The sequence below is a fragment of the Roseovarius indicus genome, assembly GCF_008728195.1.
Lineage (GTDB): Bacteria > Pseudomonadota > Alphaproteobacteria > Rhodobacterales > Rhodobacteraceae > Roseovarius > Roseovarius indicus.
The window spans coordinates 42,984-69,136 of record NZ_CP031599.1 but is presented as its reverse complement, the minus strand read 5'-3'; the positions used below and the strand labels follow the sequence as shown (position 1 = coordinate 69,136).

Below are 26,153 nucleotides of genomic sequence, written 5' to 3'. Positions count from 1 at the left end.
TCTCGGGAGTGGGCAAAACCTGGGGGTGTCTGTGTATGTTGGTGGTTCATTGAGAGGGGAACTGCCATGGACGTGCGGATTATAGTCGAGACGACCTTTGAGAACGGAACCACAAAGAGGCATCCTCTCGGCCGTTTGTCCCGCCCGTTTCGACGCACGCAGCCTGAGGGGTTCGGGTTGTTACTCGAAGATGCGAAGACGATCCTGGGGCAATTACAGAATGCGATCCTGCTCGACCAGATCGAGGAAGTTTCCGAAGCCAGCAGAATATGTCCTGACTGCGACGAGGTCCGAGCCATACATGATTATCGGCCTCGGGTGCTCGACACCCTCTTCGGCAGGTTCCAGGTCAAGGCGCCGCGCATTCGTCGCTGCGCCTGCGATACAAAATCCGACGACGTCCTGGGCGGACCGCTTTCGCCACTCGCTCATTTTTTTCCGGACCGGTCGACTCCGGAACTGCAACGCCTTCAGGCCGAACTTGGGGCACGGCATTCCTTCCGGGAAGCGGCACGAATCCTGGAAACCTTCCTGCCTTGCGCGAAGCAGGTGAATACATCGGTGCGCAATCGTCTGGGCAAAGTCTCCCGGGAGATCTGCGACAGCGAGCAGACTCAGCCTGTAGTTCCTTCGGCCGCCGAAGAGGCGTCTGCGTTGACGGTTTTCCTGGACGGTGCGCATATCCGATGCCGACCGGAATACCAGAAGCGACACCTCGATGTTGTGGTTGGCAAGATCGAAAGCCACGACAAGTGCCGCCGCTTCGGCCTTGTTCAGCAGGCAGTCCTGTCACCTGCCAGCCAGCTTCGCCAGGACTTGAGGGCTCTCGGTTGGGATCACAAACAAACCGTCACGGTGATTTCGGACGGGGAACCCGCCCTGCCGAACCTCGTGCGCGTCGCCGTCGGTGGAAAGGTTCGCCACATTCTCGACTGGTGGCATATCTCGATGCGCATTCAGCACGTTGAGAACGCCGTAAAGGGCCTGCTGCAGAGCAGGGGCTTCTCCGGCATTCCAGTGCTGTTCAAACGTCCCGCCGAAACGCTGCGATGGTACCTTTGGCATGGAAAAGTTCTAACGGCCACGACCAGTCTCCAATGGTTGATGGTCGATTGCACGCGGCTGGCTACAGATGACCGCGTGGCGACTGATGCGGCCCGGCGAGTGCAAGCCCGGTGCCGCGATCTGTACTCATACCTTGCAAACAACATGGACAGCCTGACCGACTATGGTCGGCGGTACCGCGCGGGTCTTCCGATTTCTTCGTCCCGGGCAGAGGGCTGCGTGGACGACATCGGGAACACCCGCATGGGCAAGCGCCGCCGCATGAGATGGTCGCCCAAGGGAGCCCACCGCGTGGCCGTTGTCCGCGCCGCGGTTCTCGACGGTCGGCTAACCGGCGCGTACCAAAGAGCCGCGTGACCCCCAGGTTTTGCCCACTCCCTCGCGTCTCAGATTAAAGGGCAACGCGACACCAGCTCGCGCGCACGCATGATGAAGCGCAGACGCGCGACGTGCCTATCATCGTAGACGCGATAGTTTTTGCTGGAGCGCGGCGGCTCTGGCATGACGCAGATGTTCTCATAGTAGCGAATGGTCTCGAGGTTGCAGCCGGTCAGCTTGGCCAGATCTGCGCGCCTAAGGGTCTTCACCGATCTGTGGCGCAGGATGCGCAAAACCGTGGCGTCAGACAGTTTGATGTCGTGATAGCGCTCCAAGTACCAGACGATCCGCATCGGGCCGAGGTGATACTTGCGTCGAAGATAAAGTACCTTGTCCTCGCGCTCAGGCGGCGTCCGATTGGCATGCCACTTGGGAATGGGCGGCGCGTTGATCAGGCCAGCTTCGCCACGCTCCGCATAGGCTTGACGCCAACGGTAGAAGCTGGATCGACCTATCCCGAAGTAGCGGCAAGTCCTCGCGACGTGACCGATCTCCTCCGCATGTCGCAGTATCCGCAACTTGCGTTGGATCTCGCGTTGATCCTTGGTCATGAACATCTCCTTCTTCCCAAACCTGGGAGGTTAAAGAAAATGTCCCGCGAGTAACGGCTTATCTACAATCTCGACCAACCAGATGCGCCAGACCCTCACTTAGACCGGGCCTCCATTTCTCCCCGAAATCCCTGACGAAGGACTCCTGCTATCACGAGTCCGAAGCCTAAAAGGATATCGTAGTTGCAAAATAATGAGAGGCAAAGGGAAAGCGAACCATTGATCAAATATCACGCCCCAAGAAGGTCGTGTGTTTTCTGTTCTGCGGCAGGAGGAAGATCGACGTTACCAGTAGCGAGAAGACCAACTCGTAGACCTCCCATTTGCGAGGAACGTCGATGACCGCGATCAACAGGCTTGCTGCAACGGCGAGGATCGCGTGACGTTTGCTGGGCACCGGAGCGGCAATGCGATTGGCCGCGAGTTTAATCCAGCCGACGCGCGGGTAGAGCAGCGGCAGCACGGCGAGGTAGACCAGCACGATTAACGTCAGGATCGGGCCGAAGAGCGTCTTGGCGAGGTGGAAATCGCCCCAAGGGGTGGGCACGATCAGATTGTGCACGTTGGTCTCCTGCTGCTTGTTGATCTCCTGGAAGGTCTCGCCGGTTTCCCAACCGAATATACGCTGGCCCCAGGAAATCTCCTCGCCCGCAGCGAAGAAAAAGAGGAGCGCGTAGAACAGCGTACAACCCAGCGCCAGACGCGCGCCGCGCGCCTTGAGCGAACGGGCGTTCATAATCAGCACGAAGCTGGCCACGAAGAGAAACAGGGCTGTGCCGTATTCCACGAAGCCGTCCTCGCGCGCGTAGATGAGCGCGAAATATTCGGTGCTGTAAAAATAGATACCGAGCGTAAGGAAGAGCACGGCGGCGACAATGCCGAGCAGGATCTTGTCGATACGCAGGAATGCGGACAGAGTCATATGACACGTGCCTCTTTCAAAAGACTTTACGCGGGAATATGCGAGGCGGGATCGCGCATCAAGCGTAAAGCATTTTATCGCGTTGAAGCTCCGTGCGCCTCAGGTGTGAAACCACCCAATAAAGCCGGACACACGATAGGCCGAAGCAAAATCCACCCATCGACAAGTCAGCTTTCAATAACGAGCTTTCAAACGTCGTGGGCTTTCCAGCAGCACTCACTCCTGAGTAGAATGGAAAATCAAAGGCAAGTCGACGAACCAGTCTCTCTCGAAATACGTAAGCGTCTCGCCGATATCGCCGGCGACAGAGAAAGCAAGCTTGGATCACGCTAGAGAGTGGTACGACAACAATGGTATCGGCTATGCGCTCGTAGTGCTTTGGGCAAATCAATATTCTGATTGAGCTCGGATCGTACCCTCGAAGCAACAAACAAACCGTTTGCAATTGTTATCACACGATCGTGAGTTCTACAGAACGACGCTATGTGTTCGCAATTTCACTCAAGTCAAAATAGCAGGGTACATCATAATGACAAGTTTTAGCAGGCGAATGTTTGTGTCTGCCGGTGCGGCTAGCTTATTGACCCCGACGGGTAGTGCCGCAAGTCAATCCACATTTCCAGAACGGTTTCTCCCTCAACTCGTAAACGCGCGTCGGACGGATTGGTTGCCCGGTGACCTGCATGTAGTACCGGATGATTTTTTTCTCTATTTCATGCTCAAGAAAGGCATGGCGATCCGCTACGGAGTTGGGGTTGGGCGCAAGGATTTGTATGAATCGGGCGTGTTCACGGTAGCGCGCAAAGCTAAATGGCCGTGGTGGCGGCCGACCAACGCCATGATCCAAAGAGAGCCGAATAAGTACGCGCGATTTAGAAACGGTTTGAAGGGAGGACCGAATAATCCTCTCGGCGCGCGAGCGCTTTATTTATATGATGATGACGGCCGAGACACCTATCTTCGAATCCATGGAACCAACGCACCGGAAACCATCGGTTCGGCGGTTTCAAACGGATGTGCCCGCCTCACCAATAAGCATGTAAAGGACCTGTACGATCGTGTTGCGATAGGTGCACGCGTGTATCTTTACCCGAAACTAAAAGGCCCTTGACATAGCCACCTGCACCTCGAAGTCGGTGCAAGTCGCAACCCATAGGATTCAACAACGAGCAGTACGATGCAACCTTTTCCTAGCCGCATGTCAAATCCGGACTCAATTTTCAGGTCGCTGGTGCGAACGACGTGATGATCCCGATGGGGTTGGCGATGTCGACGGGCTAGGTGGGTGCGTTGTCATACTGGAAGTTCGGTGCATTTCCAGCTCTGGGAAGAATTGGATAGGTTCAAAGGCAACCGTGTTTTTGAAAGTAAACTTTTTCTTGAACCTCTAGTAGCTTTAGGAGTTAGAGCGACAATAATGACCAAACCCCGAGAAGGTTGCCAACGCTGCGTCTTTCCTTTTCGGGCTAGTAACGACTAACGACGCGTGCGGGATATAGCTTGTCCCGTCGTAAAATTTAGTGAAGGAAACAGAAAAGATGCTGACAAGACGTCACTTCATCCAAACGACGACTGCGCTTTTTTCAGCCTCAATCGCCAGCCCGCTCTTAGCCGACACGTGGCCAACAGAATCGCAAAAGGCGGCTTGGGACGAGCAAGTCACACCGCTTGGTTACGACTCAGCCACGACCAACCCGTGGGGTCTGCATCCACGATTTTTGCCGCAGCGCGTCGTTGCGAAGCGCAGCCTCGTTCCGGGCGACATCCACGTGGATGCAGTGGCGCGATACCTCTATCACATCGAAGAAGGTGGAACGGCAATGCGCTATGGCGTGGCCATTGCGAAGGGCGACCTTTATGAGCCGGGAACTTATGCGATTAAGCGGAAGGTGAAATGGCCTCATTGGACGCCAACCAAAAACATGATTGAACGCAATCCGGAGTACGAGCAATACGCAGGTGGTATGGAACCCGGCCCGACCAACGCACTTGGGTCACGTGCGCTTTATCTTTATGTTGGAAACCGGGATAGCTACCTACGGATCCATGGCACACCTTATCCAAAAAGTATTGGAGGTCGCGCAAGTTCTGGCTGCGTCCGGATGGTCATGGCCCACATCAATGAACTTTACCCGAACGTCAGGATCGGTTCGACAGCGTTTCTTTACTCGGCCGAGGATAGCGTGACAGCGCAAAGTTGAACGCGTGCGCCGAACACGACGTATCTGCGACACTGTGGATAAGCAAATCAGGACTGGAGAGAAGTGCAGATTGGACCGCCGCCGGCCGCGCGAAGAGGCACCAAAGTCGTCTCCACTGGTCCACTGTGCTCATACCAGTAGCAACCGTCCTCCGGAAGGCGACGAGCCGAAGTGAGATCCTGCCCAGGTGCAGCAAGGGCCGCGACAGACTCGGGAACATTACCAACGTTGTTCTGGGCGCCATCATCTGTCGGCGGCACCGCGCAGCCGGCGAGTACCAGAATTGCTGCAATAATAGGCGCGTGTCGTTTCTGCATTTCTAACCCACTCTTTCTGATTTCATCGCGCCTTAATAGCGCGGCGAACTTCCGGACGCCGCATTTTTCTGCGCGCAACGTCCCATTCTTACCCTTGAAGCTCTAGTTGCTGTAGGGACTACAACAATGTGGAATCAATGAATCCCGAGGTCAATCGATGTCTACCGACGGCAACCGCAACGATCACAGCCAACCGAGTGATCAAGAGCAATCTCACGCAAGAGGCAAATCCTGTTGCGACGCCAGCAAGGACGTCGCGTCCAAGGCGCCAGCGCCGTCCGGCGGAAGGAGCTTTCGGGTCTCCGGGCTCGATTGCGCCGAAGAGGTGGCGATCCTGAACCGGGTTGTCGGACCGAAAGTGGGCGGAGCCGAACACCTGGCATTCGACGTGATCAACGGGAGAATGACCATCCTCGATAGCGCCGAGAGGATACCAGACGACGAAGTCACGCAGTTGGTCGCAACGACCGGCATGAGCGCGAAGCCATGGGATGCCGACAACGCAGCAGAGGACCAGGCGGCGCATCTGGCACGTCAGAAGCGCTTTACCTCGTTGAGCGGCGGCTTCTGGGCGGCGGGATTCCTTTTTCACATTGTCGAGACCGGCATGGGCGGCGCGCTCGGGCTCTTTGCGGGCCATGGCGAGGTGCCTATGCCTATGGCGGAAGCAGGGATCTTCGCCGTCGCGATTCTTTTTGGCGTCTGGCTTGTCGCGCCCAAGGCCTGGTCTTCGGCGCGGAGGCTTAGCCCCGACATGAACCTGCTCATGGTGGTGGCCGTCGCGGGCGCCATCGGCCTCGGCGAGTTTTTTGAGGCCGCGACGGTCGCCTTCTTCTTCTCGCTCTCACTCTATCTTGAGAGCTGGAGCGTGGGGCGGGCGCGTAATGCGGTTTCCGCGCTCCTCGATCTGGCGCCGCCAACGGCGCGGGTTCTTTACGACGACGGTTCTGAATCCGACGTTCCGGCCGCGGCCGTGGCAGTCAATGCAAGGTTTATCGTGCGCGGCGGCGACCGGATCCCCCTCGACGGTGAGGTCGTGGACGGGGCAGGGGCCGTCGATCAGGCCCCAATTACTGGGGAAAGCGCGCTAGTGCCCAAGGAACCCGGCGACGAGGTCTATGCCGGCACGATCAACGGCGATGGCACACTGACGGTGCGGGCGACGAAGGCCGCCTCGGACACGGTGCTCGCGAAAATCATTCGCATGGTGGGCGATGCCCATGCCCGCCGCGCGCCGGTCGAACAGTGGGTGGCCAAGTTCGCGCGCATCTACACACCCATCGTGATGGCTCTGGCGATCGCCATCGCGCTGGTGCCGCCGCTCCTGCTCGGCGGCGCCTGGGACTACTGGTTCTACAATGCTCTGGTCCTTCTGGTCATCGCATGTCCTTGCGCGCTGGTCATTTCTACGCCGGTTTCCATCGTGGCGGCGCTGACCGCGTCGGCACGAGCGGGGGTGCTCATCAAGGGCGGCGCCTATGTCGAGGCGCCGGGGCGGACCACGGCACTGGCGATGGACAAGACCGGGACGATCACCATGGGCGAGCCTGAGGTGGCGGCGGTTCACCCACTGGTCGGCGTTTTCGCACGCGATCTCATGGCGCTGGCAGCAAGCCTGGAGGCGCGGTCTTCACACCCGCTGGCACGCGCCATCCTCTCGCGCGCCGAAGCCGATGGTGTTTCCGTGTCTGCCGCAGAGGACACCCGCACCGTGCCCGGGCGCGGTCTGGAAGGACGCGCCGACGGGCGCGCTATCTGGCTCGGCTCGGATCGGTTCGCCGAAGAGAAGGGGTTCGGCGATGCCATTCCGGCGGATCTGCGGGATCGGATCGAAGGGGCAGGGAGCACCCTCGTTGCCGTGGGTGACGAGACCGGCGTGACCGGCGTACTGGAGCTTCGCGACCGCATCCGCCCAGATGCAAAGGGGATCGTTGCGCGCCTGCATGCGCAGGGTGTGAAGACCATCGTGATGTTGACGGGCGACAACGAACGCACCGCGCGCGCGGTGGCAGCCGAAGTCGGCATCGACGAGGTGCGCGCCGAACTTTTGCCAGAAGACAAGGTGACGGCCATTGAGGAACTCGTCGAAAGCCACGACATGGTGGCGATGATCGGCGACGGTGTGAATGACGCACCGGCCATGGCGCGGGCGCATTATGCCATCGCCATGGGCGCTGTCGGATCGGATGCCGCTATCGAGACGGCCGACATCGCGCTTATGACCGACGACATCGGCAAGGTACCCTGGCTTATCGGCCATTCGCGCCGGGCCATGACGATCATCCACCAGAATATCGGCATATCGCTGGCGACCAAGGCGCTGTTCGTCGGGCTGACCGCGTTCGGGATGGCCTCGATGTGGGGCGCCATTGCTGCGGATGTAGGCGTGTCTCTGCTTGTCGTGGCCAACGCGCTTCGGCTCCTGAACGGCCACCGGGTCGAAGCGGGGCCTTCGGGCGGTGAACCGATTGGCGAGCAGATGGCGAAGGGAGCACTGGCGCACGGTCATTGATCCGGCGGTTTCGGTAGAGTAACGTCTGACATCAACCAGACCTCGCAAAAGGGGCGTCGAGCAGTGATGAATACCAGAATTCCACGGCGGGTCTTGCTGTTGGGCGGATTGGCCGCCCTCCTGTCAGGCTGTGCCAGCAAGTTCCGGTCCTACAACGGACCCGAAGTGACCCGGCTACGCATGTACAAGGCGCAGCGGCTGTTAGTTCTTGACGGCGCGGGTGACGTCTTGCGGACCTATCCCATCGGATTGGGCTTCGCGCCCGAAGGCCACAAGCAGTTTGAGGGGGACGGCCGCACGCCGGAGGGCTCCTACCTGATTGACCGGCGCAACCCAAACAGCCTCTTCCACCTCTCCATCGGCATTTCATATCCCAATTGTCGCGTAGCCCTTAATTGTGAGATGGGAAATCCAACGGGAGTGGGCAAAACTTGGGGGTCAGGCTGCTGCTCTGCGGTATGCGCCAGTCAATTGCCCATCAAGAACGGCGGCCCGCACGATGGCAACGTGATGCGCGCCCTTGGGTGACCATCTCATGCGTCGGCGTTTTCCCATGCGTGTGTTGCCGATGTCGTCCACGCAGCCTTCAGCACGGGACGAGGAGATCGGAAGATCATTGCGATATCGCCGCCCAAAGTTGGTGTCGCGTAGCCCTTTATTGTGAGATGAGAAATCCAACGAAATCAACGGCGGGAGTGGGCAAAACCTGGGGGTGTCTGTGTATGTTGGTGGTTCATTGAGAGGGGAACTGCCATGGACGTGCGGATTATAGTCGAGACGACCTTTGAGAACGGAACCACAAAGAGGCATCCTCTCGGCCGTTTGTCCCGCCCGTTTCGACGCACGCAGCCTGAGGGGTTCGGGTTGTTACTCGAAGATGCGAAGACGATCCTGGGGCAATTACAGAATGCGATCCTGCTCGACCAGATCGAGGAAGTTTCCGAAGCCAGCAGAATATGTCCTGACTGCGACGAGGTCCGAGCCATACATGATTATCGGCCTCGGGTGCTCGACACCCTCTTCGGCAGGTTCCAGGTCAAGGCGCCGCGCATTCGTCGCTGCGCCTGCGATACAAAATCCGACGACGTCCTGGGCGGACCGCTTTCGCCACTCGCTCATTTTTTTCCGGACCGGTCGACTCCGGAACTGCAACGCCTTCAGGCCGAACTTGGGGCACGGCATTCCTTCCGGGAAGCGGCACGAATCCTGGAAACCTTCCTGCCTTGCGCGAAGCAGGTGAATACATCGGTGCGCAATCGTCTGGGCAAAGTCTCCCGGGAGATCTGCGACAGCGAGCAGACTCAGCCTGTAGTTCCTTCGGCCGCCGAAGAGGCGTCTGCGTTGACGGTTTTCCTGGACGGTGCGCATATCCGATGCCGACCGGAATACCAGAAGCGACACCTCGATGTTGTGGTTGGCAAGATCGAAAGCCACGACAAGTGCCGCCGCTTCGGCCTTGTTCAGCAGGCAGTCCTGTCACCTGCCAGCCAGCTTCGCCAGGACTTGAGGGCTCTCGGTTGGGATCACAAACAAACCGTCACGGTGATTTCGGACGGGGAACCCGCCCTGCCGAACCTCGTGCGCGTCGCCGTCGGTGGAAAGGTTCGCCACATTCTCGACTGGTGGCATATCTCGATGCGCATTCAGCACGTTGAGAACGCCGTAAAGGGCCTGCTGCAGAGCAGGGGCTTCTCCGGCATTCCAGTGCTGTTCAAACGTCCCGCCGAAACGCTGCGATGGTACCTTTGGCATGGAAAAGTTCTAACGGCCACGACCAGTCTCCAATGGTTGATGGTCGATTGCACGCGGCTGGCTACAGATGACCGCGTGGCGACTGATGCGGCCCGGCGAGTGCAAGCCCGGTGCCGCGATCTGTACTCATACCTTGCAAACAACATGGACAGCCTGACCGACTATGGTCGGCGGTACCGCGCGGGTCTTCCGATTTCTTCGTCCCGGGCAGAGGGCTGCGTGGACGACATCGGGAACACCCGCATGGGCAAGCGCCGCCGCATGAGATGGTCGCCCAAGGGAGCCCACCGCGTGGCCGTTGTCCGCGCCGCGGTTCTCGACGGTCGGCTAACCGGCGCGTACCAAAGAGCCGCGTGACCCCCAGGTTTTGCCCACTCCCTGCGCCGGACTGGCGCCCCACACCTTCAATGCTTGAGCGCGACCCAACCTTACCAGAATACGTGGCTCCGGGACCTGAGAATCCACTCGGCATCAGGGCGCTACGTCTGAGTTGGCAGTACTACAGAATCCATGGCACTCAAGACACGCGAAAAATTGGCCGAAAATCGTCCAGCGGATGCATTGGCCTCTACAACCAACATATCGTAGAATTATTTGAGCTCGCTGCAGTCGGTACGCAGGTGAAAATCATATGACAGTGTTTCAATGATTTTGGCATAAAAATACGCGCATCTAATGTGCGCATATTCTGCTTGCCGGGTAGATCGCGATACGCCCTTCGCCGGCGTAAAAACCCATAATCTCACGATCGACAGCGCAATTGCGGATGCAAAAGCTCTGAGCGTCAATGTTTCTCACGCTACAGAAGAAAGTGTTCGCAGAGCCATTGTTCTAACACGGGAGGGACAGTGGCGCCGCGAATGCGTCTGCGCTTTATGGCTCGAATTCAATCCTAGGGCCGCTCAATGGTTTCCGACATGTCTGATGGCAAAACATTACGTCAATCTATGCCCGAAGCGCGATAATCTTCTGCTCGATGTCTAGGGGGAGCTACTTGACAAGTATAACGCCCGCGTGGTCATGGTTTTGATTGCTTCAAGCCAAGCACTGGTCCCGTCGAAGCGCAGCAATACCCAGTCTCCCCAATTGAAGGCAGAGATTACCTGATGGTGCTGCGGTTCATGGCCACTGCTATGCAGATAAGGGGAGTTTGAGGCCATCAGCTATTGACGCTTCGTCACTCTGAAACCTTTTCCCACTGATCTCAGTTCGTCCGGACCGTGCGCGATCACTTCGACAAGCCGCCAATCCTGAACAGCCATCGTACTAGATGGTTTCCTCGAAAATCAGACTATTCAATGCGGCTTATACGCATAAGTGATCGTCGATCCGCAGTTTCTCTTGAGACTAACTCAATCAGGGATTTGGTCCGGTCGTCAGAGCCTATAGATGTCCTGTTTCCCGCGTTTTATCCCCAGAATCTGTTAATAACTCTTTCGCCAGTCAACGGTCCTTGGCCTTTCTGCTTGACCTCCACCTAGAAGGAAGTTGCGAAGCGAGCGACACAAACACTAATAGTCTACCTGTTCAAACCCGTAGTTTCCTTCGAAATCCCGCCAATCAACGAAGACAGATCTGTTGGCAACGCGGGGGCAGTCGCCCCCCCAACCTTCGAGCCCCTCATGCGCGGGCGGCAGATCCGAGGGCGAAGAAACACGCCAAGAGAAGTCGCCCTGCATGCCATATCTGCCAAGATAAACGCTGGCATAGCGTCTGCACACTTCGGCCTCGCCTACTAATCTTTGAGAAGCGTAGCGCACATCGAAGACCCGAATCGAACGCACAAAATTGAATTCCGGCCCGCTGATATCGATATCCGCACGACCCTGAACCAATTGAAGCATGGTGCTGTCACCCAGCACCGCGCCCACGAATGCCGTCCCACGCGAAAAACTCGGCGTCGAAAACTCAAGAGTTGCCTCCCTAGGAGCGGATTGAAAAAGGCGAGGTTTCTCGCGCTGGCCCATGACATCGATAAGCTCCAAACCAGATCCCGAATCCCCCTCTTGCTCGAGCGTGGCACCCATCGGGCAACGCCAAATCTGTAGCGGCGGCTCCACCGGCCACGGAGTAATTCTGCGAATGAACTCGGCGCGGGCACGTGCGCACGGTTCGGACGCCGGCCAACCACCCGAAAGACATAGAAGGATGGCACAATCAATCGGATAGCTTTGTGCTGCGGCACGGTTCGCCGATATGGGCGATGTAAGTCCCGCAGCCGAGATGACAACAATCGCAAGTTTTCTAAGTCCTGGAACCATCCGCGCGCTCCCTATTCTCAAAACAATGCGAATACTAAACATTATTATACTATTGTCACGTGTAATATATTTTTAAGCGTATTTGGCACTCACCAGTGACATCGATTTCTAGTCAGGATCATGCGGACCGAATACAGGCATATCTTCGAGGAAGGTTGCAAGTTTCGTATCCCCAACGGACCTTGCCTGCGCGTAAACCTCCGCATCAAGCAGCCTGTCGATGCCAGAGACGTGACGATCCGCACTCATCCAAAGAATTCCCAACTCGCCAGTCTCCCACCGATACACCCAAGCGACAGTTCCCCGGGAATCTTCACCAAGGAGCCGGGCGATTGCCATTCCTTCTGCGCTGATTCCGTTCATCTCTCACGCTGCACTCGTTCGGATTAGACGGACCTCTCGTTGATGCTGGTCCGCCGTCCAGTCTGCTCGTGCTATGAGGAAGATCCGTGCTCCGAAGGCGCCCTCTTCGCACTGGCTCTAGAATTTCAAGACGTTTCGGCTACTTCCAAGGGTTGCTGTCGAGTAATTGAACAGATTCATCTCGCACCGCCGCAACCCAACCATGACTTGTACTCCTCCCTATTCACTCGCCCAGTATGGCGACGCAGGCCAATTCCGCAAAATTTTCATGAAAGGCAAGAGCCCAGAACCCGAATGTAGAATATATTGCGTGGTGGAATATTCTACATCGTGGCTCTGCCTAAGGCATGAAGCTGCGGATACAACTTGGTTTGAACGTACAGGAGATCCGCCGGTCCAGGGGGATCAGCCAGGAGGCCCTCGCACATGCTGCTGACATTGATCGCGGCTACGTAGGCAAGATCGAGAATGCGAAGCATGCGGCGACGATTGACGTGATCGAGGCAATCGCGAAGGCGCTGGACACAGAACCGATGGAATTGCTCAAACCAAGATGTTGACGTGTTCAGATGAGTGAACCGCGCGGTGAGAGCTATGGTTCGATCACCTTCAGAAATCGCCCATAGGCCTCGCTGACTTCGCGCGCTTCCTTGAATGCCCGCGCCCGTTCATCGTCCAGACAGCGAAAGTAGGCCTCGATATCGCGGATGTAGACTTCGAAGTCGCTTCGAATGATGTCCCTGTATTCCCGTGCTGCTTGAGGATCGCCGGGCACGAAGGGCGGCTGCGGAGCCAGACAGGACTCGGCGGCAGCTGAACCCGCGAAGAATACCAGGAAAAACATGGTCGACCAGTTCCACTCCACAAAGTATGTGATGTTACTGAAACCCCTTAAATCCTTGAATGATACCACCGCACGTGCCTAATACCTGCGCAACCGAAAATCGACCGCGATGACGTTTTTATACCTTGCGGACGAAAATATACTATCGTAACTCTGGGCTTCAAGTCGGAATGCCTGGGGTTGCGCTGTTGAAGAAAGCGTGAGCCAGGCCATGAGCTGGGACATTGAAGCACCTAATGTGGTCACGGAAGCACGATTCCGCGAACTCGTGGAGAGCGGATATAGCGCTGAGATTCTGTGCCAGGAGACGGCGCACAAAAAAGGCCCGAGCTATTACGGGGTCTGGATCATGCGCGTTGTCTCTGATGACGGGGTGGAAAAGCTCCTCGTCACAGCCCGGACGCGGACCACGCATAGCGACATCAAGATCCGCGAATTCAAAACGATCACTGGCATCGTCTCCTTCCTTGTCGGGATCGGCTTTTCACATGCTGATGTGCCGCTTGAAGAAGGCCAATGGACTGCGCTCAAGCTCTCTGGTTCCGACAAGGGCGGCAGCGACTAGCCTACTTCTTCTCGGTCTTCTGGCGACTCCTGCAGTCGCGCAGATGGTGCTGGTCATGGAAAGCGACGGCTCTTTGACGCCCTCACTCTCCCAGAGCAGTTTCGCCCGCAACTATAGTGACGGGGTTGGTCAGGGTTCGGCGGTAGGCGGGCTGGCTATCCTCGGAGAGAGAGCGGCGGGGTCTGAAGAGATGCGCTTTGCGGCGCTGGCCCACCCGACACCCCTGCCCGGTGCCGATGTCCTCTCTGCGATTCAAACGACCGCCCTGCGCTATGCCAGCCATCCCGGTCTTCGCCGCGCGGGACTGTCCGTCACGGATTGGCTGAGCCTTTACCGCGCCAATATCGAAGTGGAAAGCGCTTATCGGCAAGATGCGTTCTCCAGAACGGGCGCAATCGGTCTGGGCCAGCTGTTGCCCGCCACTGCCCGTGATCTCGGCGTCAACCCGAGTGATTCGCTGCAAAACCTCGACGGCTCCGCCCGCTATCTCGCGATGATGCTTGAGCGCTTCGGCGATCCTCGACTGGCGCTGGCCGCCTACAACGCCGGGCCGGACGCCGTGCGCCAGCACGGTGGCATTCCCCCTTACCGAGAAACCCAGAACCACGTGGCCCGCGTGATGGCTGTCGTGGCCCGATTGGAAGGATCAAATTCATGAGACAGATTTCAAACCTCTTTGTCGCCTCGCTGGCGCTATTCCTGCTGATTGCCGAACCCGCTCTTGCACAGAGCATCGATCTCTCCCCAATCCAAAGCTTGTTGCAGGGCATCGTCGATGCGCTGACCGGACCTCTTGGTGTCGTCATCGCCACACTCGCGGTCCTCGGCGTTTTCCTCAGCTGGTTCTTCAACATCATCGATCTGCGCCAAGCCCTCTGGGTCCTCGTCGGGATCGCCGGTGTTGCGGCTGCCCCCACCATCGTTGCCGCGGTCTTTGCCGGTGGCTGAGCGCTCGCCTCTCTTCCTCGGCCTCGTGCGCCCGCCCAAGCTTCTGGGCCTGCCCATCATGTATGCGATGGTCTGGCTCTTCGGTTCGGTGCTCTTGTTCGTCTGGGTCCAGCACATCGCGGTACTGGCTGTCGCCGCCCTGCTCTATCCAGTGCTGTGGAAGGCCGCCGATTGGGACCCGCGTTTCATCGACGTGATGGTGACGGCCCTGCAGGAGACACCGCCCTCGCGCAACCGGTCCATCCACGGCGGGGACAGCTATGCCCCGTGATGACGCCCGTGATGCAGCGCTCGATCCCCGCACGATGACGCCAGAGTGGTATGCGCGCGAGACCCGCCTTGCGCATATGCTGCCCTATGTGAGCCTCGTCGACGACCAGACCGTGCGCACCCGAGTGAACGAACTCTTCCGCTGCATCCGGCTCGAGGGGATCAACAGCTACACGACCGACGATGCCTATCTCGACAAGGTGACGGCGCTCTTTGCCCGCATCGTCGCGCAGCTCGGGCCGGAATTCAGCTATTACGTCCACAAGGTCTCCAAGGCCATCAAACCTGATCTCGACCCGATCCGTGAGGACAGCTTCGCAGGCGAGGTTGACCGGCGCTGGCGCGCGAAACTCGAGACCAGCGGGCTCCGCGACAAAACACTGACGCTCACCGTCATTCACCGCCCGCCTCCGAAAAGCCTCCTGCCGTTCCTGAGCCGCAGCGCGCCGGACCGACTGAAGGAGGAGACCCGCAAACGCCTGCAGCGCCTCGGTGAGGTCGTGAACGTCTTCCTCTCGGGGCTTACCGAGCTCAAGCCGCGCCTGCTGTCAGCCGGATCGGGAGAGTTGGTGGGATTTTTGGGCGCACTGAACACGGGGCAAGAGCTGCCGCTCTACCCGGCCAACACCTACGGCTTTCTGTCCTTCAACGTCGCCAATACCCGCGTGACGTTTCACGGCGACCATTTCGAGCTTTCCGAGGGCGTCGTGGGCCACCGCTACGGCAAGAGCTGCGCATTCCGGGCTTCGCGGACAGCCATTCCAACGGCACGCGGACAGTCATTCCGGGGTGCGCGGACAAAGTTCGCGCGGGATGCTGAGCGTTTGATTTGACATCTCAGGTGTCGGTTTGTTCGTCAACGGTTTTGGTCGCGGGGGCATCGCGGGTCTTGCGCATCGACGGGCCATCGAGAGGCAATCTGTGCGCATTGTGGATCAGGCGATCCAGGATAGCGTCCGCGAAAGTCGGTTCGTCGATGATGTTGTGCCAGGCATCGACCGGCAGCTGGCTTGTGACCAGCGTTGCGCCGGACCCGTATCGATCCTCGATGATTTCCATCATATCCCGGCGCTGTGGCGCGGTCATGCGTTCCGGCCCCCAGTCGTCGAGAATGAGCAAGTCCGCTTTGACAAGCTGGCGGAACATGCGTGGGAAGCGTCCATCGTCATGCGCCAGTTGCAGTTCCGAAAACAGCCTCGGCAGGCGCTTGTAGATCACGGTGGCGTTGTCGCGGCAGGCTCTTTGTCCCAAGGCGCAGGCCAACCAAGTTTTGCCGACCCCACAGGGGCCGGTGATCAGCAGGTTGCGCTTTTCCTTGATCCATCGGCCAGCGGCGAGCTGTTGGAACAAAGCCTTGTCGAGGCGGCGCGCGGCGCGGAAATCGACATCTTCGACGCAAGCGCCACCGTGACGAAGCTTGGCGGCGCGCAGCCGGGACTGGAACCGCTTGGTCGTGCGGTTCGCCACCTCCCGGTCGATCAGGAGGCCGAGCCATTCGGCATGGCCCATGTCGGCGGCGCTGTCCTGGGATTGCAGTTCGGTGAAAGCGTCCGCCATGCCGTCCAGCTTGAGCTGGCGCAGCAGGTCGTGGGTTGGATGATCAAGCATGTGTATCCTTTCTCAGTGGAAATAATCGGCGCCGCGAATGTTGGGGTGGGTGATCGCCGGTTCCTCTGCGGGCCGATCCGGGGCCCGGCGATATCTCTTGTTCTTCAGGATGGATTGCAGGGAGCCGTAGGAATGGGCGCCGATGGTGAGCGCGTAATTTGCGGCCGCTTCAAACTCGGTTGCCGCGTATCCCTTGGACAACCGCAGGATGCCCAGGCAGGCGCGGAACCCCTGCACGGGGTGTTTGCGTTCGCGCATGATGACCTCGACGAGGGATGCCGTGTTGGGGCCGACCTTGGACGCCCACCGGCACAGGCGCTCCGGGGTCCAATCGGCATAGGCTCGGTGATTGGACGGCATGTGATCCATCACCGTAGTGTGCTTGCGGTTGCCCGATGTCCGGACATGCGAGGCAACGCGCTGATCTTTATGGAATATCTCGATAGTCCGACTGGTGATGCGCGCCCAGACCTCGGCCTTCAGCAGGGTGTGGGGCACCGAGTAATAATGCCGGTCGATCTCGACGTGGTAGTCGAGCCCCACCTTGCGGCAGCGCCATTCCGCGAACTCGTATGGCTCCAGCGGAAGCGGCTGGAGGGCGTGGCGTTCGATCTGTTCGAACAGCTCCCGGCGGCTGGCCCCGAGATGACGGGTGCGCCGGTTGTTGAAGCGCTCCAGAAGCTCCCGGATCGCCGCGTTCAACTCCGCCAACGAGGAAAAGCGCCGGTTCCGCAGCCGCGCATGGATCCACCTCTGCGCGAGCTGCACGGCCACCTCGACTGTGGCCTTGTCGCGAGGCTTGCGCGGGCGGGCCGGGATGATGGCGGTGTCGTAATGTGCCGCCATGTCGGCGTAGCTGCGATTGATTTGTGGATCGTGGAAGCAGGCCTTGGTGACCCCGGATTTGAGATTGTCCGAGACCACCGTCGTGGGCACGCCGCCCAAGAATGCGAAGGTTCGCGTGTGACTGCCGATCCAGTCGGACAGGCCTTGTGTCCAGGTGGCTTCGGCATAGGTCAGGTTCGACGCGCCGAGGGCTGCGACAAAGAACTCGGCCTGGCGCACCTCACCAGTCTCGGGGTCCACTATCTCGAAGGTTTGCCCGGCGTAGTCCACGTAAAGCGCTTCGCCCGCCACATGATGCTGGCGCATCACCGGGGCCAGCCTGCCCTCCCAGCGGCGGTAAAGCTCGCAAAAACGGCTGTAGCCATAGCCCTTGGGATGCGCCTCCCGGTATTCCTCCCAGAGCAGCGACAGGGTCACTCCGGGCCTGCGCAACTCGCTATGCACATGCGCCCAGTCCGGCTTCGGGTAGGTGGTAGCTGCATCTGGCGGTGGGACCGGGAACAACAACGCTTCCAGCGCAGCATCCGTCAGATCATCCGGCAGCGGCCAGGACAAACCCGCCCGCGCCGCCCGGCCGACATACTCGCTGACCGACGTACGGCCGACGCCGATGCTGTCGCCAACCTCCCGGGTCGTCAGGCCGCTTGCGCGCAGCCTCAAGGCTTCTCTGATCTTCCTCATCGGCAATCTCGCCATTGGGTCCCTCCCGCTCTCAAAAGAGCGAAAGGCTACCCGCCACGTGATTGCTCAGCACCCCGCCAAAGGGCTCCGCGATCTTGTCCGCGAACCCCGGAATCTTGTCCGCGCTAAATCGGAATGCTTGTCCGCGTCAGATTGGAATCCTTGTCCGCGCTACCCCGGTGCGCGCAGCAAGAGCTTCACCATCGGAGAATACTCGGAAGGCACCTCCTGCACCATGTTCGACATGCTGAACCTGCCGGTCGACATGATCGTGACGCACTCCTTCACGCCGATCAATTCGAACCTCATGGCGGGCCGCATCAAACGGCAAAAGCGTCAGATGCAGGCCAGCCAGGACGCGGCCCTCTCGCTCATGGAAGCCCTCGACATCGCCGCCGATGATCTCGAGGCCAAGCGCCAGAGCTTCGGCGAGCACCACATGGTCGTGACGCTCTTCTGCGACACGCTCGAAGAGCTGCAGACCCTCAGCGCAGAGATCGTGAACGCCGCCGCGACCGAAGGCGTGAAGATGATCGGCGAGCGGGTCGCGGCCAAGGCGCATTACCTCAGCCAGCATCCCGGCAACCAGCCCAAGCGCGTGCGCGCCAGCGCCGTCACCAATCGCAACTTCGCGGATTTTGCGGCCTTTCACCGGACACAGCTCGGCAAACCCGCCGAGAAAACCCCATGGGGCCGGGTCGTCACTTTTTTGCCCACGCCAGAGCAAAGCGCCTACCGGTTTTCCTATCACGAGCAGGGCGCGCCCGACAAAGAACCCACCAGCGGGCACACCCTGATCATGGGGCGGCCCGGGTCGGGCAAATCGGTGCTCTCGGCCTTCCTGATGACCCAGGCCCGTCGCGCGGGCGCCCGGATCTTCGTTTTCGACTACCGCCTCGGGATGGAAATGGCGGTCCGCGCGAATGGCGGGCGCTACGCCTCCCTGAACGCCGGTCAGCCCACGGGCCTCAACCCGCTCTGGACCGAGACCGATGCGCGCGGCACCGCCTGGCTCTCGGACTGGCTTGCCACCCTGCTCTACCGCGCCGACAAGCCCCTGACCCCGGCGCAGACCAACCGCATCCAGGAAGTCGTGCGCCAGAATGCCCAGGCCTCCAATCCGGCCCTGCGGAACTGGCGGGATTTCGCGTCGCTCTTTGTCTCCACCGATGATGGCGGCGATCTGCACCAGCGCCTGCTCGAGTGGACCGAAGAGGGCCGCTACGGCTGGATCTTCGGGCAGAGCCTCGAGGACACGTTTTCGCTCAAAGGCGATATGGTGGGTTTCGATCTGACCGGCATTCTCGACAGCGAGGCCGACAAGGAACGGATGGCCGTCCTCTCCTATCTTTTCCGCAGGGTCGAGCGAGAGATCGAGGACCGCCGCCCCACCATCATCGTGATCGACGAGGCCTGGAAGGCCCTCGATAACGCGTATTTCGCCGAGCGGCTGTCGAACTGGCTGGTGACTGCGCGCAAGCAGAACACCGTCGCGGTGATGATGACGCAATACGCAAGCCAGCTTGAGCGCACCCGGACCGGCAAGACCATCGTCGAGGCGGTGCCGACGCAGATCCTGCTGCCCAATATCCGCGCGCAGCCTGCGGATTACGCCATGCTGAACCTCACGGAGAAGGAGCTCGACGTCCTTCTCAACACGGGCAGCAACAGCCGTTTGGCGCTGATCCGCGACGATCAGGGCTCGATCGTGGTTGATGCCGATCTCAGTGCTCTCGGGCCCAATCTCACCATCCTCGGCGGCATGGAGAAAGGCGAGGCGTTCGTCGGCGCCGATTACCGCGACCGCCCGGACTTCTGGAGACTCTCATGATTCGCATTTTGTTGCTTCTCACCGCGCTCGGCGCTTTGGCCTCCTGCGCCCAGTATCAGGAACCGCAGGCCAATTGCTTCACGTTCTTGGCCTCGACAACACCCATTGCTCCGGATTGCACTTTCACACCCCTTGGCACCCCGGATCGCGACATTGAAGTCTAGCCTGCCTCATATCCTGGCGTTTTGCCTGCTGCCCGGTCTCAGCTTCGCCCAAGGCGTGCCGACCAATGACAGTGGGCTGACCGCGCGTGACATCGTCGAGACTGGCGATCGCGAGGCCGATCTTGCGATCCAGGCGGACAAGCTTGCCTTGCGCGAACTCATTGCCGAGATCGAACGGGAGCAGCTGGAAACCCTGCAACGCATCCTCGATGCCCAGACCAGCTTCGGCGGTCAGGGCTTGCCGGCTATGGTCTTGGGGCTGGAAAGCGGCAGCGGGGATACGGCCCGGTCAGTCGAGGCGGTCTATGGCAATGCCGACATCGACCCCAATCCCGGCGGTGCGCAGATGTTCGGGGATGCGTCTGAGAACATCGAGCAGCTCATTATCCGCGTGGCTCAGGAGACCAGCGGCTTTGCCGGCGTTGGCCGCGCGGGCCTCTCCCCGGTCCAATGGCGCGCGTTGCTGCAAGCGCTCATCTGGCAGGAAAGCCGTTTCACCATTGGGGCACAATCTCCCGTCGGCGCCTATGGTCTCACCCAGATCATGCCTGGCACGGCCAGCGATCTCGGCATCAACCCGGAATATTACGACAGCCCCTACCTGCAGGTGCATGGCGGCGCGCGCTATCTCGCGACCCAGCTCAACACATTCGATGGCAACATCATCAACGCCCTCGCGGCCTATAACGCCGGACCCGGCCGGGTTTTCGAGTATGGCGGCGTGCCACCCTTCCGCGAGACCCAGCACTACGTGTCGGTCATCCCTGAACGCTACAATCTCTATCTAAGCCGTATCGGCGGGATCGATGCGCTTGGCACGATCGATCCGGCGCTTCTTGCCAATGCCAACCTCTCGCTCACGGGTCATGGGGCGGCCCTGTATGGCAGCAACTCACCAGCCGCGATCCGCCAAGCCGCCCTGCGCATTTCCGACATTGTCGAACGGATTTCCGAGACTGAAGACGTGCAGGAAAGCATCGCACTCAACACCTATGCCCGCGCCGAACTCGTGCGCCTCGTCGCTGCACGCATCCGGCTTCAGGCGGCACGCACCCGCGTCCTCTCTGCCGAGGAGCTGGCCCAGGCCAGCGCCCGCATGGCCGAAGGCGCGTTCATGGATTTTACGATCAGGGAGATTGAATGATGGGACATCTGCTCTTGAGGATAGCTTTGGTCACAACGCTTGGCATTGGCTTGCAGTTCAGCGCCCTACCCCCTGTCGCAGCACAAGGCGTGCCCGTCGTCGATACCCAGAACATCGCGCAAAACATCCAGCAGCTCCGGCAGATGATCGAGGACGAGATTCTGCAAAACGAGCAGCTGACGCAGCTCCGCGAACAGCTTGCCACGCTCACGGACCAACTCGCGGAGCTGCAACGAACCTACGAGGCCCTCACCCGCCTTGCCGAACTGCCGGAGATCATCCGCACCGAGATGGAAGACGAACTCAATGGCCTGCTCGACCAGGAATTCGGGGACATCCTCGCCACGATTGAGGCGATCAAGACTGGGGATTTCTCCGGCCTGTCTGGTTCTGGCGCAGGCGAGATCGAAACCCAGATGGACCGGGTGCTGGCCGATCTCGGCTTCGATGAAGACACGCTCTCGGAAATGGCCACCAGCGGCAATCCCGGGGCCAACCGTGTGGCCACGCAGGCAACAACCGGCGCACTCGTCTCAGCCGCCGCCCAGAACAGCTATGAAGATGCCGGCCAGTCGCTCGAGCGGGTAGACCGCCTTGTCGGGCTCATCGACGACATGGAAGAGCTCAAGCAAAGCGTCGATCTCAACACGCGCGTGACAGCTGAATTGGCCATCGCCCTCGTGGCGATGTGGCAGCTGGAAGCGATTCAAACCGTGGGCGATGGCACCGGCGGCGTGATCGACGCCGCCACCATCGCCGAAGAGCAGCGCTTCATGGATTTCACCTTGCCGGACCTGCGGGCGGAGTGATCGTGGGGGCATGACGGGTGGCGACTGAACAAGAAATCATCGAGGAAGAACTGGTCTACGGTGCCTTGCGCCGCGAACGGCTCTGGCAACGCCTTGGCCTGACGGGCCTTGTCTTCGGTGGCATCGGCTGTCTGAGCGCCGCGGCGGTCTCGATCCTCGATGTCGACCCGCCCCCCGTCGTTGTTCCCTATGATCCCGCCACCGGCTTTGCACTCCCCGAAGCCTCGGTCGGCGCCTCCTCGGTGACCGCCAACCAAGCGATCATCGAGGCGGAGGTGTTCCGCTATGTGACCGACCGGGAGGTCTACAACCAGCTCGACAACGATCTACGCATCCGCAACGTCCTGCGCCGCTCGGACGGAGCTGCCGAGAGCGGGCTGCGCCAGATCTGGAACAGCGCCAATGAGAACTACCCGCCGACGGTCTATGGCCCCAATGCGCGGCTCGACGTGGAGATCCTCAGCATCAACCGGATCGGAACCAACCGCGCGACGGTCCGCCTGCGCAAGCGCCTGACATCTATCAACGGCGTCCAAACCGGGCTTTTCACCGCCACGCTTCTCTTCGAGTTCCGCCCCGAGACCCGCCGCTCCATCGATGAGGTCTGGACCAACCCCTTCGGCTTCACGGTCCTCGAATATTCCATCCGCTCCGACAGATTGGAGAATTAATGCGTTTCTGGAATTCAATTCAAAATATCTTGTCGCCAATGTCCCGAGAGCGCGCAGCGTGGCAGGGTATTGGCGACCCAACTCATTCCGGAAACGCATGTTTGTTCCCTGCTCGACTTTTCATATTGCTGATTGCCCTGTTGCCCGGCCTTGCTTTCGCCGAAGCCATCCCGCGTGGCGGGCCCAATGACAATCGGGTGCGGCTGGCAACATATCAAGAAGGTCAGGTCTACCGGCTCAGCGTGTCGCTCACCCATGTGACCACGGTCGAGTTCGGGGAAGGCGAGAGCATCCGCTCGATCATTGCGGGCGACACGGAAGGCTTCGAGATCGACGGCGTACCCGGGGGTCAGGCCTTCGCGATCAAGCCGGTGGCGCGCGGGGTGCATACCAATGTGACCGTCTACACGAACAGGCGCAGTTATTACTTTAACGTCGAGGAGACCCGCAGTCCGACCTTTTACGTGGTCCAGTTCCGCTACCCCGAAGACAATACGCGGCCCACACGTGCCATCGCGGCCCAAGCGCCGAACTATAATTACGGTGCCAGCGCCCGGACCGAGTTCACCCCCACCCGTGTCTGGGATGACGGGACGTTTACGTATTTCGAATTTCCGCGGAACGCGCCGGTGCCTGCGATCTTCCGCTACGCCAATGGCCGTGAGCGCACGGTCAACACGCAAACCCCTGAAGACGGCGTGATCCGCGTCAGCGGCGTAAACCGCCAATGGGTCCTGCGACTTGGCGAAGAGGTGGTCTGCATCGAGGCGATCCCGCCCGCGGAGGCCGCCTCATGAGCGATACCGAGAACACCGAGCTGGAAAAGCGCCTCGCCGCCCTTGAGAAAGGCAGTGCCCGCGCCCCCAAAGCGGCGCAGCGCCGGTCGCCCCTTCTCGCGCTGATCGTGGTCCTCGTCATCGGCGCAGGTGGTGCCCTGCTCTATCTCCTCTCACAGCCCGACGAAGAGGAAGCCCTGCCGACGGCCACCCCGGACGTCTTCCAAAACGAAGGGGACGGCTTTGGCGCTATCGAGACCTTGCCCCCGCCCGAGCCCGAGGTTGTGTTCGTCGGACCGGATCCAGTCGAGCCCAACGCGGAGCTTCTGGCGCAGATCACCGCGCTGCAGGCCCAGATCGAGGAGCTGCGCAACGCCCCCGAACCGGTCGTCGAGGAAGACACCGCCGCCGCAGAGGCGATCGACGCGCTGACCGCTCAGATCGCTGCGCTGCAAGCCGCCTCGGAAGCCGCACAGCAAAGATTCCAGGACGAACTGACGGCGCGGGATCGCAGCCTTGAGCAATTACGCATGGATCTGGAACTGGCCCAACTCGAGGCCAGCCGACCCCAACCCGCCCCAGCGGGCCCCACGGAAGATGAGCTGCGCGCACGCGAGCAAGAGCGACTGCGCCGCGAGGAAGAAGCCCGGCGCATGGCCGAGCTGGAGCGCCGCGCCACGGAGGAACGCGCCTTCCAGGAACGCCGCATCGCTTCGCCCACTATCGCATTTGGCGGCACGTCCGGACCGAATGAAACGGCTCTGACCGAACGCACTTTTGGCGAGGTGACAGATTTTGTGCTGAACGGTGCGTTGCCCTCCACCGTGACGCAGGCCGAGGTGATCGCCAATCCCTCCAACACGATTCTACAGGGCACCATGATCCAGGCCGTCATGGAAACCGCCCTCGACAGCTCCCTGCCCGGCCAGACCCGTGCCGTGGTGTCCGAGGATGTTTACAGCGTCGATGGCGCGCGCCTTTTGATCCCCCGCGGATCCCGTCTCGTCGGGCGCTACCGCGCTGGCGTCGATATCGCGCAGCGCCGCGTCACGATCGCCTGGGACCGGATCATCCTGCCCGCGGGCCAAACCGTCCGGATCAGCTCCTTCGGGGGCGATGAACTGGGCCGTTCCGGTGTCACAGGTTTCGTGGACACACGCTTTGCCGAGCGTTTCGGGTCGGCAGCCCTGATCTCGCTGATTTCGGCAGCACCTGGTGCCGCCGCATCCGAGGTCCAGGATGAGACTGCCGCCGACGTTCTCGAAGACGTGGGCGATGATCTGGCAGATGCGACGGACAGCGTCATCGGCGATTACCTCTCCATCGGCCCCGTCATCTATGTCGACCAGGGCGCCCGCGTCACGGTCATGGTCGACCGCGATCTGGAGATATTCTGAGCCCATGTCGCTGAGCTATCTCGAAACCTCGCTCGACCGGATCGACGCCGCCGCTCGCGACGATGTCATCGAGATCTGCATCAACCCTGATGGCTCCTGCTGGGGCGAATTCCAGGGTGATCACTTCATGCGCGCGCTGGACCAGAGGCTGACTGGCGTTCAGGTCAGGGACCTCGGCAACCAGATCGCCTCCTCGGCCAATACCACGATGAGCAAGGACCGCCCCATCGTCTCGGTCTCGATCACCTACAAGGGCCGCCCGATCCGGGCACAGGTCATCACCCCGCCCGCCGTGCTCTCGGCCATGTCGATCAGCCTGCGGTTCTTCTCAAGCCTGCCACTCGAGGGCATTGCGCTCGATTTCCTCTACGGCAAGGAACGCAAGCTCGAAGACCTGCGCGTGGAAAAAAAGCGTGCCTTGCGCGCAGTGGTGGCCGCGGGTCTGATCGATGATGCGCTCGCCTTCTGCGTCGAGAACAAACTCAACATGATCGTCTCGGGCGGCACCTCCACCGGCAAGACCGTGGCCGCGCGCAAGATCCTCTCTCACGTACCGGCCGAGGAACGCATCGTCACCATCGAAGAAGCCGCCGAGCTTCTGCCGACCCAACCAAATGCCGTGACCCTCATCGCCAATCGCGACGCAGAATTCCAGACCGCCGATGTGCTTCTCACCGCCACGCTGCGCATGCGCCCCGACCGGATCATCCTCGGCGAGGTGCGCGGCAAGGAGGCCATGACCTTTCTGGAAGCAATCAACACCGGCCACGGCGGGTCCATGACCACGCTGCATGCCGAAACACCGCAATTGGCCGTGCAGCGCCTCGCGATCGCAGCACTGAAGACCGAGATCCCGATGACCTATGCCGACATGATCCAGTACATCGAGAACTCCATCGACGTGATCATCCAGGCCGGTCGCCACGACGGCAAGCGCGGTATCACCGAATTCTACCTCCCCGGCGCAACTGAGATTGGAACTTCCTCATGAAGACCTTTGAATACGATATCTTGTTCTTTGAGGTGAAAAAACAAAAGGACTACGACGCGATGCGAAGCGCCTTGAATGAGCGCGGCGCGGAGGGGTGGGAAGTCATCACCGCCGAAGCGGGTGACTACGGCTACACCACGTTCTTGAAGCGTGAAACTGTTGCGACGAAGGCGGCTTCAGAATGATGCGGGTCGTTGCAACGGCAGGCCTGCTCGTCGCTCTCTGCCCAACCGCTGGCGTGGCCGAGCGGAACCTGGTCCCAACGCTCGACAATCAGCCGGATGTC

The 26,153-nt window shown here is 60.1% G+C and carries 25 protein-coding genes and 6 pseudogenes; 22 read left to right on the top strand and 9 right to left on the bottom strand.

The features are described 5' to 3' along the window. Positions 1-66 precede the first annotated feature (66 nt). Positions 67-1,422 (top strand): ISKra4 family transposase, encoded by a 1,356-nt coding sequence (locus RIdsm_RS26665; RefSeq protein ID WP_151175244.1) that lies wholly within the window; start codon positions 67-69, stop codon positions 1,420-1,422. 29 nt (positions 1,423-1,451) lie between these two features. Here the strand turns inward: RIdsm_RS26665 and RIdsm_RS30935 are convergent. From RIdsm_RS30935 to RIdsm_RS26650, 3 genes and pseudogenes are all read right to left on the bottom strand, one after another. Further along, positions 1,452-1,574: pseudogene (locus RIdsm_RS30935) on the bottom strand (MerR family transcriptional regulator); the annotation flags it as partial. Beyond that, positions 1,575-1,994: pseudogene (locus tag RIdsm_RS26655) on the bottom strand (helix-turn-helix domain-containing protein); the annotation flags it as partial. It lies immediately after the preceding pseudogene. Positions 1,995-2,217: 223 nt separating this feature from the next. Further along, positions 2,218-2,916, bottom strand: a complete 699-nt coding sequence (locus RIdsm_RS26650) for a hypothetical protein (RefSeq protein WP_057822020.1) — start codon at positions 2,914-2,916, stop codon at positions 2,218-2,220. A 667-nt stretch (positions 2,917-3,583) separates the two neighbouring features. On the opposite strand from RIdsm_RS26650, the gene RIdsm_RS26645 reads away from it, so the two are divergent. After that, positions 3,584-4,027, top strand: a complete 444-nt coding sequence (locus tag RIdsm_RS26645; protein ID WP_338049636.1) for a L,D-transpeptidase — start codon at positions 3,584-3,586, stop codon at positions 4,025-4,027. 427 nt (positions 4,028-4,454) lie between these two features. Then, positions 4,455-5,117: a L,D-transpeptidase gene (locus RIdsm_RS26640; protein WP_074940853.1), complete on the top strand. Its 663-nt coding sequence runs from the start codon at positions 4,455-4,457 to the stop codon at positions 5,115-5,117. A 47-nt stretch (positions 5,118-5,164) separates the two neighbouring features. Here the strand turns inward: RIdsm_RS26640 and RIdsm_RS30615 are convergent, their stop codons facing one another. Beyond that, a complete protein-coding gene (locus tag RIdsm_RS30615; RefSeq protein WP_074940851.1) occupies positions 5,165-5,434 on the bottom strand; it encodes a hypothetical protein in 270 nt (89 codons plus the stop codon). A gap of 157 nt (positions 5,435-5,591) precedes the next feature. On the opposite strand from RIdsm_RS30615, the gene RIdsm_RS26630 reads away from it, so the two are divergent. Both RIdsm_RS26630 and RIdsm_RS26625 read left to right on the top strand, forming a co-directional pair. Then, on the top strand, positions 5,592-7,946 hold the full coding sequence (locus RIdsm_RS26630; protein WP_244955867.1) for a heavy metal translocating P-type ATPase: 2,355 nt from the start codon (positions 5,592-5,594) through the stop codon (positions 7,944-7,946). Positions 7,947-8,012: 66 nt separating this feature from the next. Beyond that, entirely contained in the window at positions 8,013-8,474 is a 462-nt protein-coding gene (locus tag RIdsm_RS26625) for a L,D-transpeptidase family protein (protein WP_074940849.1), read from the top strand. On the opposite strand, the pseudogene RIdsm_RS26620 reads toward RIdsm_RS26625, so the two are convergent. Further along, positions 8,385-8,585 (bottom strand): annotated as a pseudogene (locus RIdsm_RS26620) (ISKra4 family transposase); the annotation flags it as partial. The gene RIdsm_RS26625 and the pseudogene RIdsm_RS26620 overlap by 90 nt on opposite strands. A gap of 114 nt (positions 8,586-8,699) precedes the next feature. Between RIdsm_RS26620 and RIdsm_RS26615 the strand changes: the two are divergent. From RIdsm_RS26615 to RIdsm_RS30930, 3 genes and pseudogenes are all read left to right on the top strand, one after another. Then, positions 8,700-10,055, top strand: a complete 1,356-nt coding sequence (locus RIdsm_RS26615) for an ISKra4 family transposase (protein WP_151175244.1) — start codon at positions 8,700-8,702, stop codon at positions 10,053-10,055. A 23-nt stretch (positions 10,056-10,078) separates the two neighbouring features. Continuing rightward, positions 10,079-10,333 (top strand): annotated as a pseudogene (locus RIdsm_RS26610) (L,D-transpeptidase); the annotation flags it as partial. A gap of 40 nt (positions 10,334-10,373) precedes the next feature. After that, on the top strand, positions 10,374-10,682 hold the full coding sequence (locus RIdsm_RS30930; protein WP_143100596.1) for a type II toxin-antitoxin system CcdA family antitoxin: 309 nt from the start codon (positions 10,374-10,376) through the stop codon (positions 10,680-10,682). Positions 10,683-11,209: 527 nt separating this feature from the next. On the opposite strand, the gene RIdsm_RS26600 is transcribed toward RIdsm_RS30930, so the two are convergent. Continuing rightward, entirely contained in the window at positions 11,210-11,959 is a 750-nt protein-coding gene (locus tag RIdsm_RS26600; protein WP_074940857.1) for a hypothetical protein, read from the bottom strand. Between the two features lie 710 nt (positions 11,960-12,669). On the opposite strand from RIdsm_RS26600, the gene RIdsm_RS26595 reads away from it, so the two are divergent. Further along, complete coding sequence (locus tag RIdsm_RS26595) at positions 12,670-12,882, top strand: helix-turn-helix domain-containing protein (protein ID WP_057822028.1); 213 nt, start codon at positions 12,670-12,672, stop codon at positions 12,880-12,882. A gap of 32 nt (positions 12,883-12,914) precedes the next feature. Here the strand turns inward: RIdsm_RS26595 and RIdsm_RS26590 are convergent, their stop codons facing one another. Then, on the bottom strand, positions 12,915-13,166 hold the full coding sequence (locus RIdsm_RS26590; protein WP_057822029.1) for a hypothetical protein: 252 nt from the start codon (positions 13,164-13,166) through the stop codon (positions 12,915-12,917). A 211-nt stretch (positions 13,167-13,377) separates the two neighbouring features. Here RIdsm_RS26590 and RIdsm_RS26585 point away from each other — a divergent pair, with 211 nt between their 5' ends. The 5 genes and pseudogenes from RIdsm_RS26585 to RIdsm_RS26565 form a co-directional block, all read left to right on the top strand. Continuing rightward, positions 13,378-13,731 carry a hypothetical protein gene (locus RIdsm_RS26585; protein WP_057822031.1) on the top strand — a complete coding sequence of 118 codons (354 nt, stop codon included), beginning with the start codon at positions 13,378-13,380 and terminating at the stop codon, positions 13,729-13,731. 43 nt (positions 13,732-13,774) lie between these two features. Further along, complete coding sequence (locus tag RIdsm_RS26580; protein ID WP_057822033.1) at positions 13,775-14,389, top strand: lytic transglycosylase domain-containing protein; 615 nt, start codon at positions 13,775-13,777, stop codon at positions 14,387-14,389. Beyond that, entirely contained in the window at positions 14,386-14,679 is a 294-nt protein-coding gene (locus RIdsm_RS26575; RefSeq protein ID WP_012187323.1) for a TrbC/VirB2 family protein, read from the top strand. The genes RIdsm_RS26580 and RIdsm_RS26575 overlap by 4 nt, the downstream gene beginning before the upstream one ends. Next, positions 14,672-14,950 (top strand): VirB3 family type IV secretion system protein, encoded by a 279-nt coding sequence (locus RIdsm_RS26570; RefSeq protein WP_057822035.1) that lies wholly within the window; start codon positions 14,672-14,674, stop codon positions 14,948-14,950. The genes RIdsm_RS26575 and RIdsm_RS26570 overlap by 8 nt, the downstream gene beginning before the upstream one ends. Next, positions 14,940-15,680 (top strand): annotated as a pseudogene (locus RIdsm_RS26565) (VirB4 family type IV secretion/conjugal transfer ATPase); the annotation flags it as partial. The gene RIdsm_RS26570 and the pseudogene RIdsm_RS26565, both read left to right, overlap by 11 nt. 106 nt (positions 15,681-15,786) lie before the next feature. Here RIdsm_RS26565 and istB read toward each other — a convergent pair. Then, a complete protein-coding gene (gene istB, locus RIdsm_RS26560) occupies positions 15,787-16,557 on the bottom strand; it encodes an IS21-like element helper ATPase IstB (RefSeq protein ID WP_151175226.1) in 771 nt (256 codons plus the stop codon). A 12-nt stretch (positions 16,558-16,569) separates the two neighbouring features. Continuing rightward, the gene (istA, locus tag RIdsm_RS26555) at positions 16,570-18,099 is read right to left on the bottom strand and encodes an IS21 family transposase (protein WP_151175227.1); all 1,530 of its coding nucleotides are present in this window, start codon (positions 18,097-18,099) and stop codon (positions 16,570-16,572) included. Positions 18,100-18,277: 178 nt separating this feature from the next. Between istA and RIdsm_RS26550 the strand changes: the two are divergent. The 8 genes and pseudogenes from RIdsm_RS26550 to RIdsm_RS26515 form a co-directional block, all read left to right on the top strand. Then, positions 18,278-19,915: pseudogene (locus RIdsm_RS26550) on the top strand (VirB4 family type IV secretion system protein); the annotation flags it as partial. A gap of 153 nt (positions 19,916-20,068) precedes the next feature. Then, entirely contained in the window at positions 20,069-21,223 is a 1,155-nt protein-coding gene (locus RIdsm_RS26545) for a lytic transglycosylase domain-containing protein (RefSeq protein ID WP_177228475.1), read from the top strand. Then, positions 21,223-22,032, top strand: coding sequence for a type IV secretion system protein (locus RIdsm_RS26540; protein WP_057822073.1), 810 nt, complete (start codon positions 21,223-21,225; stop codon positions 22,030-22,032). The genes RIdsm_RS26545 and RIdsm_RS26540 overlap by 1 nt, the downstream gene beginning before the upstream one ends. Before the next feature lie 17 nt (positions 22,033-22,049). Next, the gene (locus RIdsm_RS26535; protein WP_074940861.1) at positions 22,050-22,703 is read left to right on the top strand and encodes a VirB8 family type IV secretion system protein; all 654 of its coding nucleotides are present in this window, start codon (positions 22,050-22,052) and stop codon (positions 22,701-22,703) included. Positions 22,704-22,804: 101 nt separating this feature from the next. Next, positions 22,805-23,500, top strand: coding sequence for a TrbG/VirB9 family P-type conjugative transfer protein (locus RIdsm_RS26530; RefSeq protein WP_074940816.1), 696 nt, complete (start codon positions 22,805-22,807; stop codon positions 23,498-23,500). Next, a complete protein-coding gene (locus RIdsm_RS26525) occupies positions 23,497-24,876 on the top strand; it encodes a TraB/TrbI/VirB10 family type IV secretion system protein (protein ID WP_057821918.1) in 1,380 nt (459 codons plus the stop codon). The genes RIdsm_RS26530 and RIdsm_RS26525 overlap by 4 nt, the downstream gene beginning before the upstream one ends. Positions 24,877-24,880: 4 nt before the next feature. Beyond that, positions 24,881-25,867, top strand: a complete 987-nt coding sequence (locus RIdsm_RS26520) for an ATPase, T2SS/T4P/T4SS family (RefSeq protein WP_057821916.1) — start codon at positions 24,881-24,883, stop codon at positions 25,865-25,867. Then, on the top strand, positions 25,864-26,052 hold the full coding sequence (locus tag RIdsm_RS26515; RefSeq protein ID WP_057821914.1) for a hypothetical protein: 189 nt from the start codon (positions 25,864-25,866) through the stop codon (positions 26,050-26,052). Before RIdsm_RS26520 ends, RIdsm_RS26515 begins: the two co-directional genes overlap by 4 nt. Positions 26,053-26,153: the final 101 nt, after the last annotated feature.